The sequence below is a fragment of the Lentzea sp. NBRC 105346 genome, from assembly GCF_030269605.1.
Classification (GTDB): Bacteria; Actinomycetota; Actinomycetes; order Mycobacteriales; family Pseudonocardiaceae; genus Lentzea.
On sequence record NZ_BSTQ01000002.1, the window covers coordinates 409552 to 426061 of the forward strand.

The 16510-nt window shown below is 71.0% G+C and carries 1 protein-coding gene and 1 pseudogene; both read right to left on the reverse strand.

Annotation, left to right across the window (positions count from 1 at the left end):
- Positions 1-12357, reverse strand: coding sequence for a type I polyketide synthase (locus tag QSK35_RS06150; protein ID WP_285743102.1), 12357 nt, complete (start codon positions 12355-12357; stop codon positions 1-3).
- Positions 12347-16438, reverse strand: a pseudogene (locus QSK35_RS06155) (type I polyketide synthase); the annotation flags it as partial. The gene QSK35_RS06150 and the pseudogene QSK35_RS06155, both read right to left, overlap by 11 nt.
- Between the last annotated feature and the right edge of the window lie 72 nt (positions 16439-16510).

A 16510-nucleotide genomic window follows, 5' to 3' on the forward strand; every position in this document is an offset into this window, starting at 1 on the left:
TCAGCCGACCTCCCGGCTGATGATCTCCAGCAGCTCGTCGGCCGAGACGTCCGCGAGATCGTCGTCGGCGGACTTGTCCCACCTCGCGAGCAACGCCCGCAACCTCGCCGCCGCCTCCTCGCGTTCGGTGTCGGGCATCGCTTCGAACGCCGTCTCCAGCTCGCCGAGGACGTCGGTCGTGGGGTGGAGCAACTGCTCCAGATGGTGCGCGAGCGCTGCCGGCGTTGGATGGTCGAACACGAGCGTCGAGGGCAGCGTCAGACCCGTGTCGGCGCTGAGGTGGTTGCGCAGTTCGACCGCGGTCAGCGAGTCGAACCCCATGTCGTTGAAGGCTTTCTCCACGTCCACAACAGACGAGTGGCCCAACACGTCCGCTACCCGTTGCCGCACCACGTCGAGCAAACGCTTGCTGTCCACAGCGGACTCTGATGGTTGGAAGGCCTCGAACAGCGGGCTGGGCCGGGCGGAGGTGAACGTGGGCAGGAACCGCGGCCAGTCGACGTGCGCGACGGTCAGGTTCCCGTCGTAGGCGACCGCGGCGACGGCCACCTCCGGCGCCATCAGCTCGAGCCCGCGTTTGCGCAGGAAGTCGCGGATCTCCGCGCTCTCCCCCATGCCACCGTCGTCCCACGGTCCCCACGCGATCGACGTCGCGGCCAGGCCGCGGGCGCGGCGCCGGGCGGCGAGCGCGTCGAGGTGGGCGTTGGCGGCGGCGTAGGCCGGTTGATAGGCGCTGCCCCAGGTCGCCGAGATCGAGGAGAACAGCACGAACGCGTCGAGCGGCTCGTCGAACACCTCGTCGAGGTTGTTCGCGCCGGCGACCTTGCCGTGCAGCACGGTCGCGAAGTCGCCGACCGTGCTGTCGGCCAGCCGCTCGTGCTGACCGACACCCGCGGCGTGCACGACGGCAGTGATCGTCGTGCCGTCGGCGCGCAGCTTCTCGACGAGCCCGGCGAGCGCGTCCCGATCGGCGACGTCCAGCGTCTCCACCGTCACCCGCACCCCGAGTTCGTCGAGCGCGTTCAACACCAAGGCATCCGCACCGCGCCGGCTGACCAGCACGAGGTGCTCGGCGCCGTGGCGAGCCGCCCACGTCGCGACGCGCATACCGAGCGCGCCGGTGCCACCGGTGATCAACACTGTGCCACGCGGCCGCCATTTCGCCGTCGCTTCGGCGGGCACGAGCCGCCGCGCGTACACGCCGTCCTCGCGGATCGACACCTGGTCCTCGGTGCCCGTGACCACGCGGCACAGCCGTTCGACGTCGGGCACGGCCAGGTCGACGAGACCGCCCCAGCGTTCGGGGTGCTCCAGCGCCGCCACGCGACCGAGCCCCCAGATCTGGGCCTGTTCCGCGCTGTCGTCGTTGGTAACGCACCACAGTCGTGCGGTGCTGCCGATGTCGCCGAGCGCCTGCGTGAGCAGAACCGTGCCCGCGAGGCCCGCGCTGATCTCGCCGTGCGGCGTCGTGTCGAACGCCAGCAACGAGATCACGCCGTCGAACTGCCGGTGCCGCAACAGGTCCGCAAGCTTCGCCCGGTCGAGATCTTCTTTCCGGATGACCAGTCGTGAGAACGGGAGCTGCAGTTCCTCGTCGTAGGCGATGACGAGCCAGTTGCCCGCCTTCGTCGCGGGTTCGGCGACTCGCCGCCACTCGACCCGGTACCGCCACGGATCCACTGTGGACTGCCGACCGAGCCAGAAGCGCTGTCGCTGGAACGGGTACGTGGGCACGTCCACGATGCGGCCGCCCTCGAACATCGCGGCCCAGTCGACCTCCGCACCCAGCACGAAGAGCTCGGCGACCGCTTTGACAAGGGTTTCCGGTTCTGCTTTTCCGGCTCGCAGTGCCGGGACGCAGCCGTCGACCAAGGCGGTGAGCGCGGCGTCCGGTCCGACCTCAAGAAACCTTTTGGCACCGGTTTCGGTGACGTCGTCCGCGAATCGAACGCGTTCGCGCACCTGCCGCACCCAGTACTCGGGGTCGTCGCAGTCGAGGGTGCGGACGATGCCGCGGAACTCGTCCAGCATCGGCTCCATGTGCGCGGAGTGGAAGGCGTGCGACACCTTGAGCCGCTTGCCGCCGAACCGTTCCGCGACCGGCCGCACAACGTCCTCGTCGCCCGCGAGAACGAGCGAGCGGGGCCCGTTGATCGCGGCGATCTCGACGCCGTCGGGGATCTCGGCCTCCGTCGCCCGCACGGCGTACATGACGCCGGGCCGCATCTCGCTCATCAGCCGGGCCCGCGCGGCGACGAGCGTGCAGGCGTCGTCGAGCGACAGCCTGTCCGCGACGTGTGCCGCGGAGATCTCACCGATCGAGTGGCCGACAAGGTGGTCTGCTCGCAGTCCCCACGACTCGAGCAGCCGGAACAGCGCCACCTGCAACGTGAACAGCGCGGGCTGCGCGAACCGCGTCTCGTCCAGGCCGTCACCCGACCACATCACGTCGCGGATCGGCCGGTCGAGCAGCTGGTCGAACCGCCGGCACACCCGGTCGAACGCGTCGGCGAACACCGGGAACGCCTCGTACAGCCCACGCCCCATGCCGGCGCGCTGCGTTCCCTGCCCGGAGAACAGGAACGCCGTCGCCCCCTCGCGCGCCATCCCCTTCGCGATCACCTCACCCGCGCGCAGCACCGCCCGGTGATCGAACCGAGCCCGCGCGGTCGCCAGCGTGAACGCGACGTCCAGCGGATCCCCCTCCGCCACCCGCACCTTCGCGATCAGCGCATCCAACGCAGCCTCAGACTTCGCCGACACCACCATCGGAATCGATCCCGCCTGGCCCCCCGCCGGGGGGCGCGAAGCCCCCTTCTTAAGCGTCTCACGGGGGTCCGACAAAACCGGCTCGAAGGCGCCGCTGACCAGCGAGTTATCCACAGCCGACGAGTTGTCCACAGATCGCCCGGCGGCCGCCCGATCCCCCTCCAAACTCGATACGCTGGAAAACGGGGGGATCCCCGTCGCGGCGGCCGCCTCCAAGATCACGTGGGCGTTCGTGCCGCTGACCCCAAAAGAGGACACACCGGCCCGACGGGTGGTCGAGTCCCACGGGCGGGCGGCGGTAAGCAGAGAGACGTTGCCAACGGTCCAGTCGACCTCGGGCGTGGGTTCGGATACGTGCAGGGTGCGCGGAAGAACCCCGTGCCGCATCGCCATGACCATCTTGATCACGCCGGCCGCCCCCGAAGCGGCCTGCGTGTGGCCGATGTTGGACTTCAAGGACCCCAGCCACACCGGAGCAGACCGCTGCCCATAGGTAGCGAGCAGCGCCTGCGCCTCGATCGGATCACCCAGCCGAGTCCCGGTCCCGTGCCCCTCAACGACATCGACGTCCGAAGTGGACAGACCGGCGCGTTGCAACGCCGCGCGAATCACGCGTTGCTGCGAAGGACCGTTGGGCGCCGTGAGCCCGTTGGACGCGCCATCGGAGTTCACCGCCGACCCGCGGATGACCGCGTGCACGCGGTGGCCGTTGCGCCGCGCGTCGGAAAGACGTTCCAGCAACAGCAGAGCGACACCTTCCCCCCAGCCCGTGCCGTCGGCCGACGAGGAGAACGACTTGCACCGGCCGTCCGCGGCCATGCCGCCCTGCCTGCTGAACTCGGCGAACACCGTCGGCGTCGCCATCACCGCGACACCACCCGCGAGCGCCATCGCGCACTCACCACGCCGCAGCGCCTCGGCCGCGGTGTGCAGCGCGACCAGCGACGACGAGCACGCCGTGTCGATCGACAACGCAGGCCCCTCGAGGCCGAGCGCGTAGGCGACACGGCCAGAGATCACGCTCATCGCACTGCCGGTCAGCAGGTAACCGTCCGAGTCGTCGGCGCCGAGCCCGTACAGCGACGGCGAGGCGCCGATGAACACGCCGGTCTGGCTGCCGCGCACCGACGACGGGTCGATGCCCGCGCGTTCGAGCACCTCCCACGCCATCTCCAGCACCAGCCGTTGCTGCGGGTCCATCGCCACCGCCTCGCGCGGCGAGATGCCGAAGAAGTCCGCGTCGAACGAGTCCGCGTCGCGCACGAACCCGCCTTCGTCGGTCGCGGCGCCGGTGGTGCTCCAGCCGCGGTCACGCGGGTAGGCGGCGACCGCGTCCACCTCGTCGACGAGCAGCCGCAACAGGTCTTCCGGCGACTCGACACCACCGGGCAACCGACATCCCATCGACACGATGGCGATCGGTTCGTCCACAGTGGATTCCGCAGCAACCTCCGTGGCGACCGAACCACTGAGGTGCGCGGCGAGCACGGCCGGCGTCGGGTGGTCGAACACGAGCGTCGCGGGCAGCCGCACGCCGAGCACCCGGCTGAGGCGGTCGCGCAGTTCCACGGCGGTGAGCGAGTCGAACCCGCCGTCGCGGAATGCCCGCCGCGCGGGCACGGCGTCCTTCGACGGGTGACCGAGCACGGCCGCCGCCTCGGACCGGATCAGGTCGAGCAGTTCGGTCTCGGCCAGCGCGACCGCCGTCTCCTCGACCACGTCCTCGCTGAACTCCGCGAGCAGCGGACTCGGCCGCAGCGCCGTGAACGTCGGGACGAACCGCTCCCAGTCGACGTCGGCGATCGACAGGAACGTCTCGTCGTCGTCCAAAGCCTGCGCCAGCGCGGTGATCGCCAGTTCCGGGGCCATGTCGCGCATGCCGCGCCGCCGCGCCCGGTCGCCACCCGCACCGGCCGCCATACCACCCGCACCCCAAGCTCCCCATGCGATCGAGGTCGCCTTCAGCCCACGGCTACGCCGGTGTTCGGCGAGCGCGTCGAGGTAGGCGTTGGCCGCCGCGTACGGGCCGGCGCCACCGGCACCCCACACGCCCGCGTTGGACGAGAACAGCACGAACGCGTCCACGTCGCCGAGCAGCTCGTCCAGGTGCGCGGCACCGTCCACTTTGGCCGCCGCGAAGTCCTCCGGCGTGGCGTCGGCCAGCGATACCGGGTCGCCGACGCCCGCCGCGTGGAACACCGCCGTGAAGTCGTACTGTGCGACGAGGTGCGCGAGCGCCTCGCGGTCTGTGACGTCACACGCCACGACCGTCGCGTTCAGCTCTTCGGCCAGCTCCGCGGCACCTGGCGCGTCGAGGCCGCGCCGGCTGGTGAGCACGAGCTGCTCGGCGCCGTTGCGATGCAGCCAGCGTGCGACGTGCGCGCCCACAACGCCCGTACCGCCGGTGATCAGAACCGTGCCGCGCGGCTGCCACGGCTGCGGCGTGCCCGCACGTTTCGCGCGCACGAGCCGTCGCGCGTAGGTACCCCTCGCGCGGATCGCGACCTGGTCTTCCTTGCCCGCCAGGGCATTCGCGAGCCGTTGCAGAATCCGGTCGTCGCTCTCCTCGGGCAGGTCGATCAGGCCACCCCAGCGTTCGGGGTGCTCCAACCCGGCCACGATGCCCGCGCCCCAGATCTGCGCGCGGCGCGGGTCGGCGATCCGGTCGGACCGCCCGGTCGACACGGCCTGGCGGGTCACGCACCACAGCGGTGCGCCGACCGTGCGCAGCAGCTCCGCCACCTCGTAGGCGGACTCGGGCGCGGCCAGCACGCCGTCGACCGGCCGGTCGCGGTCACGGGTCGTGTCGACGTGGCCGGGGAGTTCGACGTCACCGATGAGCAACCAGGTGCCGGTGAGTGTGACCGTGCTTTCGACCGTCTCCCAAGCGATCCGATAGCGCCATCCGTCCACAACAGACTCATCGCGCGAGCGCTTGCGCCACTGCGCCAGCGCCGGCGCGACCGCGCTGACCTCGTCGGGAGTGAGCGACAACGTGTCGGCGAGCGCGTCCAGGTCCTGGTGTTCGACCGCGGTCCAGAACCGCGTCTCGTCCGGGCTCGCCTGCGTTTCGGCGCGTGGCTCGGGCCAGAACCGCTGCCGCAGGAACGCCGTGGTGGGCAGCTCGACGCGCCGGCCGGTCACGCCCCACTCGACGGGCACACCGCTGACGTGTGCTTCGGCGAGGGAGAGCCGGATCCGGTCGAGGCCGCCCTCCTCGCGGCGCAGCGTGCCGACGACGGTCGCGTCGAGGTTCATCGACTCAGCGGTGTCGCGCAGTCCCAGGCGCAGCACGGGATGCGGGCTGACCTCGATGAAGATTCGATGCCCCTGCGTGAGGAGCGTGCGCGCCGCGGCTTCGAAGTCGACCGGCTCGCGCAGGTTGCGGTAGAGGTAGCCGGCGTCCATGCCGGCGACGTCCATCACCTCTCCGGTGACGGTCGAGCAGAACGGAATCCGCGCCGTGCCCGGAGTGATGTCGGCGAACTCGCGCTCGAGGTGCTCGCGGAGGGCGGCGACCTGCGGCGAATGCGCGGCAGTTTGTACGCCTGCGACCCGCCGCGACCGGATGCCCTCGGCCTCCACTTCGTGGTGCAGTTCGTCGAGGGCGGCCGCGTCGCCGCTGAGTGTGACCGTGGCCGGGCCGTTGACGGCGCCGATCGAGATCACGTCGGCGCGGTCGCCGATCCGGCGCAGGGCCTCGTCCTTCGACAGCGGCACGGACAGCAGTCCGCCGCGTCCGTCGATCGTCGTCAGCGCTTTGCTGCGCACGGCGATGATCCGTGCCGCCTCCTGCAACGACAGTCCGCCGGCGACGTGCGCGGCGGCGATCTCCCCCTGGCTGTGCCCGACGACCGCGTCCGGTTCGACGCCGAAGGACCGCCACACCGCGGCCAGCGACACCATCGTCGCGAACAGCGCGGGCTGCACTACGTCGATCCGATCGAGTTCGCCGTCGCGGAGCACGTCTTCAAGGGACCAGTCGAGGAACGGCTCGAACGCCTCGGCGCACTTCCGCACACTGTCACGGAACACCTCGCAGGTCGCCATCAGCTCGGCGGCCATCCCGCGCCACTGCGATCCTTGACCGGGGAACACGAACACCACGCCGCCGGGGTTGACCTCGCCGCGCACCACGTGCGGCGCCGGCCGATCCTCGGCCAGCGAGCCCAACCCGTCCTCGAGCCCGGCGCCGTCCTTCGCCAGCACGACAGCCCGATGCTCGAACAACGACCGCCCGGTGATCAGCGAATACGCGACATCCTCGACGGCAAGCCCCGCCACGCCGTCCCGCAACCGCCGAGCCTGCTCCCGCAACGCCCCGGCCGATTTCGCCGACACCACCAACGGGACCGCCGCCGACGCCGCCCCCAATTCCGGCTCCAGCTTCGGAATCGATCCCGTCTGGCCCCCCGCCGGGGGGCGCGAGGTCCCCTTCTTAAGCGTCTCACGCGGGTCTGACAGATTCGGGGCCGAAAGGGAGTTATCCACAGGGGAGTTTTCGAGAATCACGTGCGCGTTGGTGCCGCTCATCCCGAACGACGAGACACCGGCTCGGCGGGGGCGGGTGACCGACGGCCAGGGGCGGGTGGCAGTGATGAGCTCGACGTTGCCCGCGGTCCAGTCGACGTGCGGGGTGGGCGCGTCGACGTGCAGCGTGCCGGGAAGTTCGCCGTGCCGCATCGCCAGCACCATCTTGATCACGCCCGCCACACCCGCCGCCTGCAGCGTGTGGCCGATGTTGGACTTGACCGATCCGACCAGCAGCGGGTCGGCCCGGTCCTGCCCGTAGGTGGCGAGCAGCGCACTCGCTTCGATCGGGTCGCCCAGCCGAGTCCCGGTGCCGTGCGCCTCGACCACATCCACGTCCGAAGTAGCCAGACCGGCATCGGCCAGCGCGGCGCGGATCACCCGCTGCTGGGCGAGTCCGTTGGGTGCGGTGAGCCCGTTGGACGCGCCGTCCTGATTGATCGCCGACCCGCGGATCACGGCAAGCACCGGATGTCCCAGCCGCTGCGCGTCGGACAGCCGTTCCACCAGCACAAGACCAGCGCCCTCACCGAACGAGGTTCCGTCGGCCGCCGCGGCGAACGGCTTGCAGCGACCATCCGCCGCGAGCCCGCCCTGCTCACCGAACTCGGTGAACACCTCGGTCGTCGGGATGATCGCGACGCCGCCGGCCAGTGCCATCGAGCACTCACCCGCGCGCAGCGCCCGCACCGCGAGGTGCAACGACACCAGCGACGACGAGCAAGCAGAGTCGATCGTGATCGCCGGGCCCTCCAGGCCGAGCGTGTAGGCGATACGTCCGGAAAGGACACTCGCGGCCGCGCCGGTCAGCACGTGTCCGTCGGCGCCGGTCACCAGCGTGCCGTAGCTCGTGGCGGTCGCGCCGACGAACACACCGATGTCCTTGCCGCGCAACGATCCCGGCGCAATGCCCGCGCGTTCGAACGACTCCCAGGCGACCTCCAGCAGCAGCCGCTGCTGCGGGTCCATCGCCAGCGCCTCTCGTGGCGAGATCCCGAAGAACGCCGCGTCGAACGAAGCCAGGTCGAGGAAGCCGCCCTCGCCCGTGAGACTCCAGCCGCGATCAGCGGGAAAGCCCGTGATCGCATCCCCGCCGCCGGACACGAGGCGCCACAGGTCGTCGGGCGACTCGACACCGCCGGGGAACCGGCAGCCCATGGCCACGATGGCGATCGGCTCGTCGGCCGCCACCCGCACCGGTCCATCGTCGGACACACCACCGAAGAGCTCGGCGCGCAACCGGTCCGCGAGCGAGGTGGCGTCCGGATGGTCGTAGACGATCGTGGCGGGCAGCGTCAGGCCGGTCACCTTGTTCAGGCGGTCTCGCAGGTCCAGCGCGGCCAGGGAGTCGAAGCCGAGTTCCTTGAACGCACGCGCGGGCTCGACCGCCGCCGGCCCGTCGTGGCCAAGTGCCGCAGCAGCATGGCTCCGGACGAGCTCCAGCAGCTCGCGTTCACTGACCACGACCTCGCGCGGCGGCAGGATCTCGTCGAACAGGTGACTGGGCCGCCTCGACGTGAACGCGGCCGCGAACACGTCCCAGTCGACGTTCGCCACCACCAGGGAAGTCTCGTCCCGGCCGACGGCCGCGCTCATCGCGTCGATCGCGCGATGCGGATCCAACGGCACGAGCCCGCGACGTCGCAAACGTTGGGACGTATGGGCTTCGGCGGCCATGCCGATCTCGGCCCACGGTCCCCACGCGATCGACGTCGCCTTCAGGCCGCGGGCCCGCCGGTCGTGGGCGAGCGCGTCCAGGAACGCGTTGCCCGCGCTGTAGGCGGCCTGCTCACCACTCCCCCACGTGCCCGAGATCGACGAGAACAGGACGAACGCGTCCACGTCGCCGATCAGCGCGTCGAGGTTGCGGGCACCCTCGACCTTGGCCGCGAACACGGCGTCGAGGTCGCCCTGCGTGAGGTCGTCGAGCGAAGTGTAGGGGCCGATGCCCGCCGCGTGCACGACGGCCGTGAAGTCGTGCTGTGCCACCAGGTTCGCGAGCGCCTCGCGGTCCGCGACGTCACAACCGGCGCTTCGGCTGGCCACCACTACGTCGTCGGCGCCGTTGTCCAGCAACCACCGCACGACGGCCGAACCGAGCCCGCCGGTGCCACCGGTCACCAGGACCGTGCCGCGCGGCCGCCACACCGCGTCGTTCTGCCTTTCCGCGCGCACCACCCGGCGCGCGAAGACCCCGTCGGGCCGGATCGAGACCTGGTCCTCGTCGCCGGCCAGGACGTCCACGAGCCGCGACCAGTCGCCGGTCACCTCGACGAGGCCGCCCCACCGGTCGGGGTGTTCCAGCGCGGCGACGCGACCAAACCCCCACACCAAAGGATCTTGGGTGACACACCACAACCTGGCGGACCGCAGCAGCTCGACGTTCGTCATAAGGTCGTCGGTGAACGACAGCACACCGTGCGGCGACTCCCCTTCGAGCGACGCCACGGCGCGAATCCCCAGTGCCGCTGCGCACTCCAGTGCCCGCGGGTTGTCGCCGTATACGAGCCATTCGCCGTTCAGGCTCGCCGGCGCCGGGTCGACGGGCCGCCACACGACACGATATTCGTCCGGAGTGGACAGATCCTCCGGCCAGAACCGCTTCCGCTGGAACGCATACGTGGGCAGGTCGATCCGGTGCCCGTCGAGCACGGCCGACCAGTCGACCGGCACACCATGGACGTGCAGCTCGGCGACCGCTTCTCGCACATCAGCCCGCAGCGCCGACACCACTACCCCGTCGACGTACTCGGCCACCATCGTGCTCAGCACGGGAGCCGGGCCCAGCTCCAGGAAGTGCGCGCCTTCGGGCAGTGCGCGCACGGCGTCGTAGAACCGCACCGGCTCGCGCACCTGCCGCACCCAGTACTCGGGGTTGGTCACGTCGCCGGCCATCGGGATCACCGGCGGGCGGAACGTCAGCCGCTCGACGACCCGGCGGAACTCCGCCAGCATCGGGTCCATCCGCGCGGAGTGGAACGCGTGGCTGACGCGCAACCGCTTGCCACCCCACCGCTTTTCAATGTCCGCGATGATTTGTTCGTCACCGGAGAAGACCACCGACTGCGGTCCGTTGATCGCCGCGACATGCTCGGCGAACTCGCCCGGATCGTCACACCGGACGGCGAGCATCGCACCGCCGCGCGGCAGCGCCTGCATCAGCTCGGCACGCGCCGACACCAACGCGCACGCGTCTTCGAGCGACAGCACGCCGGCGACGTGCGCGGCGGCGATCTCGCCGACCGAATGCCCCACCACGTGGTCCGGCTGCACGCCCCACGACTCGAGCAGCCGGTACAGCGCGACTTCGAACGCGAACAACGCGGGCTGCGCGTACCCGGTCTCGTCCACGTCGAGGTCAGGCAGTTCCAGGTGTTCGAGCACCTTGTCGTAGGCGGCCGCGAACACTGGATACCGCTCGTACAGCGCGGTTTCCATCCCCACGCGCTGCGATCCCTGGCCGGCGAACAGATACGCCAGCGCCCCATCCGTCGCAACACCGGTCAACGGTTCCCGGTCGTCCGCGAACACCGCCATCCGATGCTCGAACCGCGCCCGCGTGTTGGCCAACGACCACGCGACATCGGCCGGCTCAATCTCGGGCCGCTCGGCCAGCCATGCCCGCAGCCGCGCGACCTGTTCCCGCAACGCCGCTTCCGACCGACCCGACACCAGCAACGGAATCGATTCCGCCTCGGCCCCCGCCGGGGGGCGCGAGGTCCCCTTCTTAAGCGTCTCACGCTGGTCTGACAGATTCGGGGCCGAAATGGAGTTATCCACAGGGCAGTTTTCGAGAATCACGTGGGCGTTGGTGCCGCTCATCCCGAAGGAGGACACGCCGATTCGGCGTGGGCGGTCGACCGAAGGCCACGGGCGCGCGGAGGTGAGCAGCCGGACGTTGCCCGCGGTCCAGTCGACCGCCGTGGAGGGCTCGTCGACGTGCAGGGTCGCGGGCAGCACCGCGTGGTGCAGGGACATGACGGCCTTGATGACCGAGCCGACGCCCGCCGCTGCCTGGGCGTGGCCGATGTTGGACTTCAGCGAACCCAGCCACACCGGCTCAGAACGCTGCCCGTAGGTGGCCAGCAACGCCTGCGCCTCGATCGGGTCGCCCAACCGGGTTCCGGTGCCGTGCGCCTCAACAGCATCAACGTCTGAAGTGGACAGACCGGCGTCGGCCAGCGCGGCGTGGATGACCCGTTGCTGTGCGGGACCGTTGGGCGCGGTGAGGCCGTTCGAGGCACCGTCGGAGTTGACGGCCGAGCCGCGCACGATCGCCAGCACCGGGTAGCCGCGGGAGACAGCGTCGGACAGCCGGGCCGCCGCGAGCACACCGACGCCCTCGGCCCAGCCGGTTCCGTCGGCCGCAGCGGAGAACGACTTGCAGCGGCCGTCGGAGGACAGTCCGCCCTGCTTCGAGAACTCCTCGAACGCCTCGGGCGACGTCATCACCATGACACCGCCGGCCAGTGCGAGCGAGCACTCACCGGCGCGCAACGCCCGCACCGCCAAGTGCAGCGACACCAGCGACGAGGAGCACGCCGTGTCAACGGAGAGGGCGGGGCCTTCGAGGCCGAGGACGTAGGCGACGCGGCCGGACACGATGCTGGTGTGCGTGCCGGTCAGCTCGTTGTCCCCGTACCGGCCGCGCGACACGCCTGCGTACACGCCGGTTTTGCTGCCGCGCAACGAGAACGGGTCGATGCCCGCGCGTTCCAACGCCTCCCAGCACGTTTCCAGGAACAGCCGCTGCTGCGGGTCCATCGCCGCGGCCTCACGCGGGGAGATCCCGAAGAACTCCGCGTCGAACCCGGCCACGTCGTCGAGGAATCCACCCGGCCACGCCCGGCCCCAGCCGCGGTCCACGGAGGAAACCACGTCACGGCCGGATGAAACGAGCTGCCACAGGTCCTCGGGCGAACCGACGCCACCGGGAAAACGACATGCCATGCCGACGATCGCGACGGGCTCGGTGAACCGCTTGTTCTGCTCCCGCAGCCGCTGCACTTCCTTGACGGACTCGCGCAGCGCGGCGAGCGCCTGCTGGTCAGGCTGCATCGAAATCCTCCCGGCCGTCACGGACCAACGCCAGCAACTCCTCGACCCCCATCTCGTCGACGCCGTCGGGGATGGCCGGCTGGACCGGCGGCACCAGTTCGCCGCACAGCCACGAGGCCAGCGCGCCGGGCGACGGATGGTCGAATGCCACAGACGCGGGCAATCCGATTCCGACCGCCGCCATCAGCCGGTCCCGCAGCTCGACCGCGGTCAGCGAGTCGAACCCGAGGTCGCGGAACGACGTCATCACCGGCACCGGGCTCGCGTACCCGAGCACCAGCGCGGCCTCGCGGCGGACCACGTCGAGCACCGCCCGTTCCCGCGCCCGCTCCGGCAGCTCGGACAGCCGCACGCGGAACGCGTCGGACACCTCCACCGCGCGAGGAACGAAGTCCGACAACAGCTTGCTCGGCCGGCTGACCGTGAACCCCGGCACGAACGCGTCCCAGTCCACGTCGGCCACCACGACCGACGGACCGCCGATCGCCGACAGCAGCGTCGTCACCGCGACCGACGGCGCGAGCGGCACGAGTCCCAGGCGCCGCAGCCGATCGCCGAAGTCACCGGCGTCGGCCAGCATGCCGTCGCCGTCCCACGGACCCCACGCGATCGACGTTCCAGCGAGCCCACGGGCCCGACGGTCCTCGACCAGCGCGTCCAGCGCGGCGTTCGCGGCGCTGTAGGCGGCCTGACCGCCACTGCCCCACACGCCGGCGATCGACGAGAAGCACACGAACGCGTCGAGATCGCCGCACAGCTCGTCCAGCAACTGTGCGCCGGTCACCTTCGCCGCCAGCACGGCTTCCAGGTCAGCAGGTTCCAAAGTGGACAACGGTCCGTACCCGTTGACGCCCGCCGCGTGAATGACCGCGCGGATCGGCCGGCCTTCATCACGCAACCGCGTCACCAGCGCGGTCACTTCGTCACGCGAGGACAGGTCACAGGCCACGACCTCGCCGGGCAACGAAGACGCGCCCGGCGCTTCGGGGCCACGCCGCGACACCAGCACCAGGTCCGCTCCGGCCAACCGGTGAGCGACCGCGGCTCCAAGAGCACCGGTCCCGCCGGTGATCAGCACGGTTCCATTTGGTGTCCACTGTGGGCCGGTGATCGACGTCCGCGCGAGCCGGCGCACGAACACTCCGGTCGGCCGGATCGACACCTGGTCCTCGTCGCCGCCCAGCACCGCCGCCAACCGTGCGGCGGCCACATCGTCGAAATCCGAAGGCACATCGATCAGCCCGCCCCACAGACCGGGTTGTTCCAGCGCCGCGGTCATTCCTAGACCCCACAACTGCGCCTGCCGCGGGTCGCGCGCCGCGCCGGAGGTCACGCACCACATAGGCGCCGGGACGTCGCGCAGCAGCTCGACGGTCTCGGCCGGGCCGAGCAACGACAGCACGCCGGACACGTCGTCGCCGGATCGCACGACCCGAGCGCCATGGCGGGCCAGGGCCCGCTCGAACGGCGCCGCGTCGACTCCGTCCGGAGCGACGAGCAGCCACGTTCCGCTCAGCCGCGGCTCGACATCGGGTACCGGCCGCCATTCGACGCGGTATGCGTCCACAGTGGATGAAGGCCAGAACCGCTGGTGCTGGAAGGCATACGTCGGCAGGTCGACCTTGCGCGCGTCGGTGAACGACTGCGTGGCACCGGCCACGATCAGCTCGGCCACCGCGGTCTGCACGGACGCCGAGCGCAGGGCGGGCACGAACACCCCGCTGGGCACGCATTCCGGACCAAGGGCGCTCAATACCCCGGTGGGCCCGAGCTCCAGGTATCGCCCCGCGCCGAGCGAGGACAGCCGCCGCATGCCGTCGCGGAACCGCACCGGCTCGCGGACCTGCCGCACCCAGTAGTCGGCGGTGCACGGATCTCCCGAGGAAGTGGAGATCATCGGCACCGTCGGCGGGTGGAACGTCACGCCGGACAGGGCGGCGCGGAAGTCGTCCAGCATCGGGTCCATCGCCACCGAGTGGAACGAGTGCGACACGTCGAGCCGCTTGTGCTCCCACCGCGTGGCGATCTCGGCGACGCCGGGGCCGGACAGCACGACCGAGCGCGGGGCGTTGACCGCGGCGATCGACACCTGGTCGGTGAGGAACGGCCGGACCTCGTCCTCGCCGGCGCGCACCGCGTACATCTCGCCGCGCGGCAACGCCTGCATCAGCGCGGCGCGCGCGGAGACCAGCGTGCAGGCGTCCTCGAGCGACAGGATTCCTGCGGCGTGCGCGGCGGCGACCTCGCCGACCGAGTGGCCGAGGACGAAGTCCGGCCGCACGCCCCACGACTCGGTGAGCCGCAGCAGTGCCACCTGCAGCGCGAACAACGCGGGCTGCGCGTACCCGGTGTCGGTCGGGGGCAGGTGGGGCACCAGCGACATCAGCGAGTCGAGCCCTGGGACGTCGATGCCGGGCCGCATCCCGCCCTGCCCGGAGAACAGGAACGCGGTGGCGCCGCCGACCGCGGTGCCTTCCGCGAGCAGCTCACCGGCCGGCGACAGCACCGCGCGGTGCTCGAACGCCACCCGCGTCGTCACCAGCGAATGCGCCACGTCGACCGGGTCCAAGTCGCCTGGGTCCAGGTCGCCGATCCACTCGGCCAGCCGCGCTGCCTGCTCCCGCACCGCGCCGCGCGTCTTGGCCGTCACCAACAACGGAATCGATTCCGCCTGGCCCCCCACCAGGGGGCGCGAAGCCCCCTTCTTAAGCGTCTCATGGGTGGCCGACAAAACCGGGCCGGAGACGCCGCTGACCAGCGAGTTGTCCACAGGCGGCGAGTTGTCCACAGATCGCCCAGTGGCGGCCCGAGGCCCCTCCGAAGTCGATACGCTGGAAAACGGGGGGATCCCCGTCGCGGCGGCGGCCTCCAAGATCACGTGGGCGTTGGTGCCGCTCATCCCGAATGAGGACACGGCAGACCGGCGCGGCCGGGCGCCGACGGAAGGCCACGGGCGGGCCGCGGTCAGCACGGAGACACCGGACCAGTCGACGGCGTCGGACACGGCGGCCACGTGCAGGGAGCGCGGCAGCAGGCCGTGGCGCATCGCGTGCACCATCTTGATCACGCCCGCCACCCCGGCCGCCGCCTGCGTGTGGCCGATGTTCGACTTCACCGAGCCGACCCAGAGCGGCTGGTCGCGCTCCTGACCGTAGGTCGCCAGCAGCGCCTGTGCCTCGATCGGATCACCCAGCAGAGTCCCGGTCCCGTGCGCCTCCACCGCATCGACGTCCGAAGTGGACAGACCGGCGGACGCCAGCGCCGCGCGGATGACCCGTTGCTGTGACGGGCCGTTGGGCGCGGTCAGGCCGTTCGACGCGCCGTCGGAGTTGACCGCCGAACCGCGCACGACCGCGAGCACCGGGTAGCCGTGGGCGACCGCGTCGGACAGTCGCGCGACCAGCAGCAGACCGGCGCCCTCGCCCCAGTTCGTGCCGTCCGCACCGGACGCGAACGACTTGCACCGGCCGTCCGCGGCCAGCCCACCCTGCCGCGAGAAGTCCTCGAACAGCTGCGCGGTCGACATGACCGTCACACCACCGGCGACCGCCAGCGAGCACTCGCCGGACCGCAGCGCCTGCACCGCGAGGTGCAGCGCCACCAAGGACGACGAGCACGCGGTGTCGACGGTCATGGCCGGGCCCTCGAACCCGAACGCGTAGGACACGCGCCCGGCCAGCACGCTCGCCGCGGTGCCCGTGAGCGCGAAACCGTCCGAGGCGTCGACCAGGTCGGTGTAGGTCTGACCGTTGGTGCCGGCGAACACGCCGACCTCGCGCAGGTCGCGTGGGTCGACGCCCGCGCGTTCGAAAACCTCCCACGTGAGCTCCAGCAGGATCCGCTGTTGCGGGTCCATCACCATCGCCTCGCGCGGTGAGATCCCGAAGAACTCGGCGTCGAACCCGGCCGCGTCGTCGAGGAACCCGCCCTCCCGCACGTAGGAGCCGGAAGCGTTGAAGCCGCGATCGGCCGGGAACGGGCCCACCGCGTCGACCTCCGACACGACCAGCCGCCACAGATCCTCCGGCGACCGGACCCCGCCGGGGAAACGGCAGCTCATGCCGATGATCGCGACCGGCTCGGTGAGCCGCTCCGCCTGCGCCCGCAACCTGTTGTTCTCGCTCAGCGCCGCCCGCAGCGCGGCGACCACACG

Coding starts and splice junctions, on each gene's coding strand:
- QSK35_RS06150 (WP_285743102.1), bottom strand. CDS start 12,357: ATGCAGCCTGACCAGCAGGCGCTCGCCGCGCTGCGCGAGTCCGTCAAG.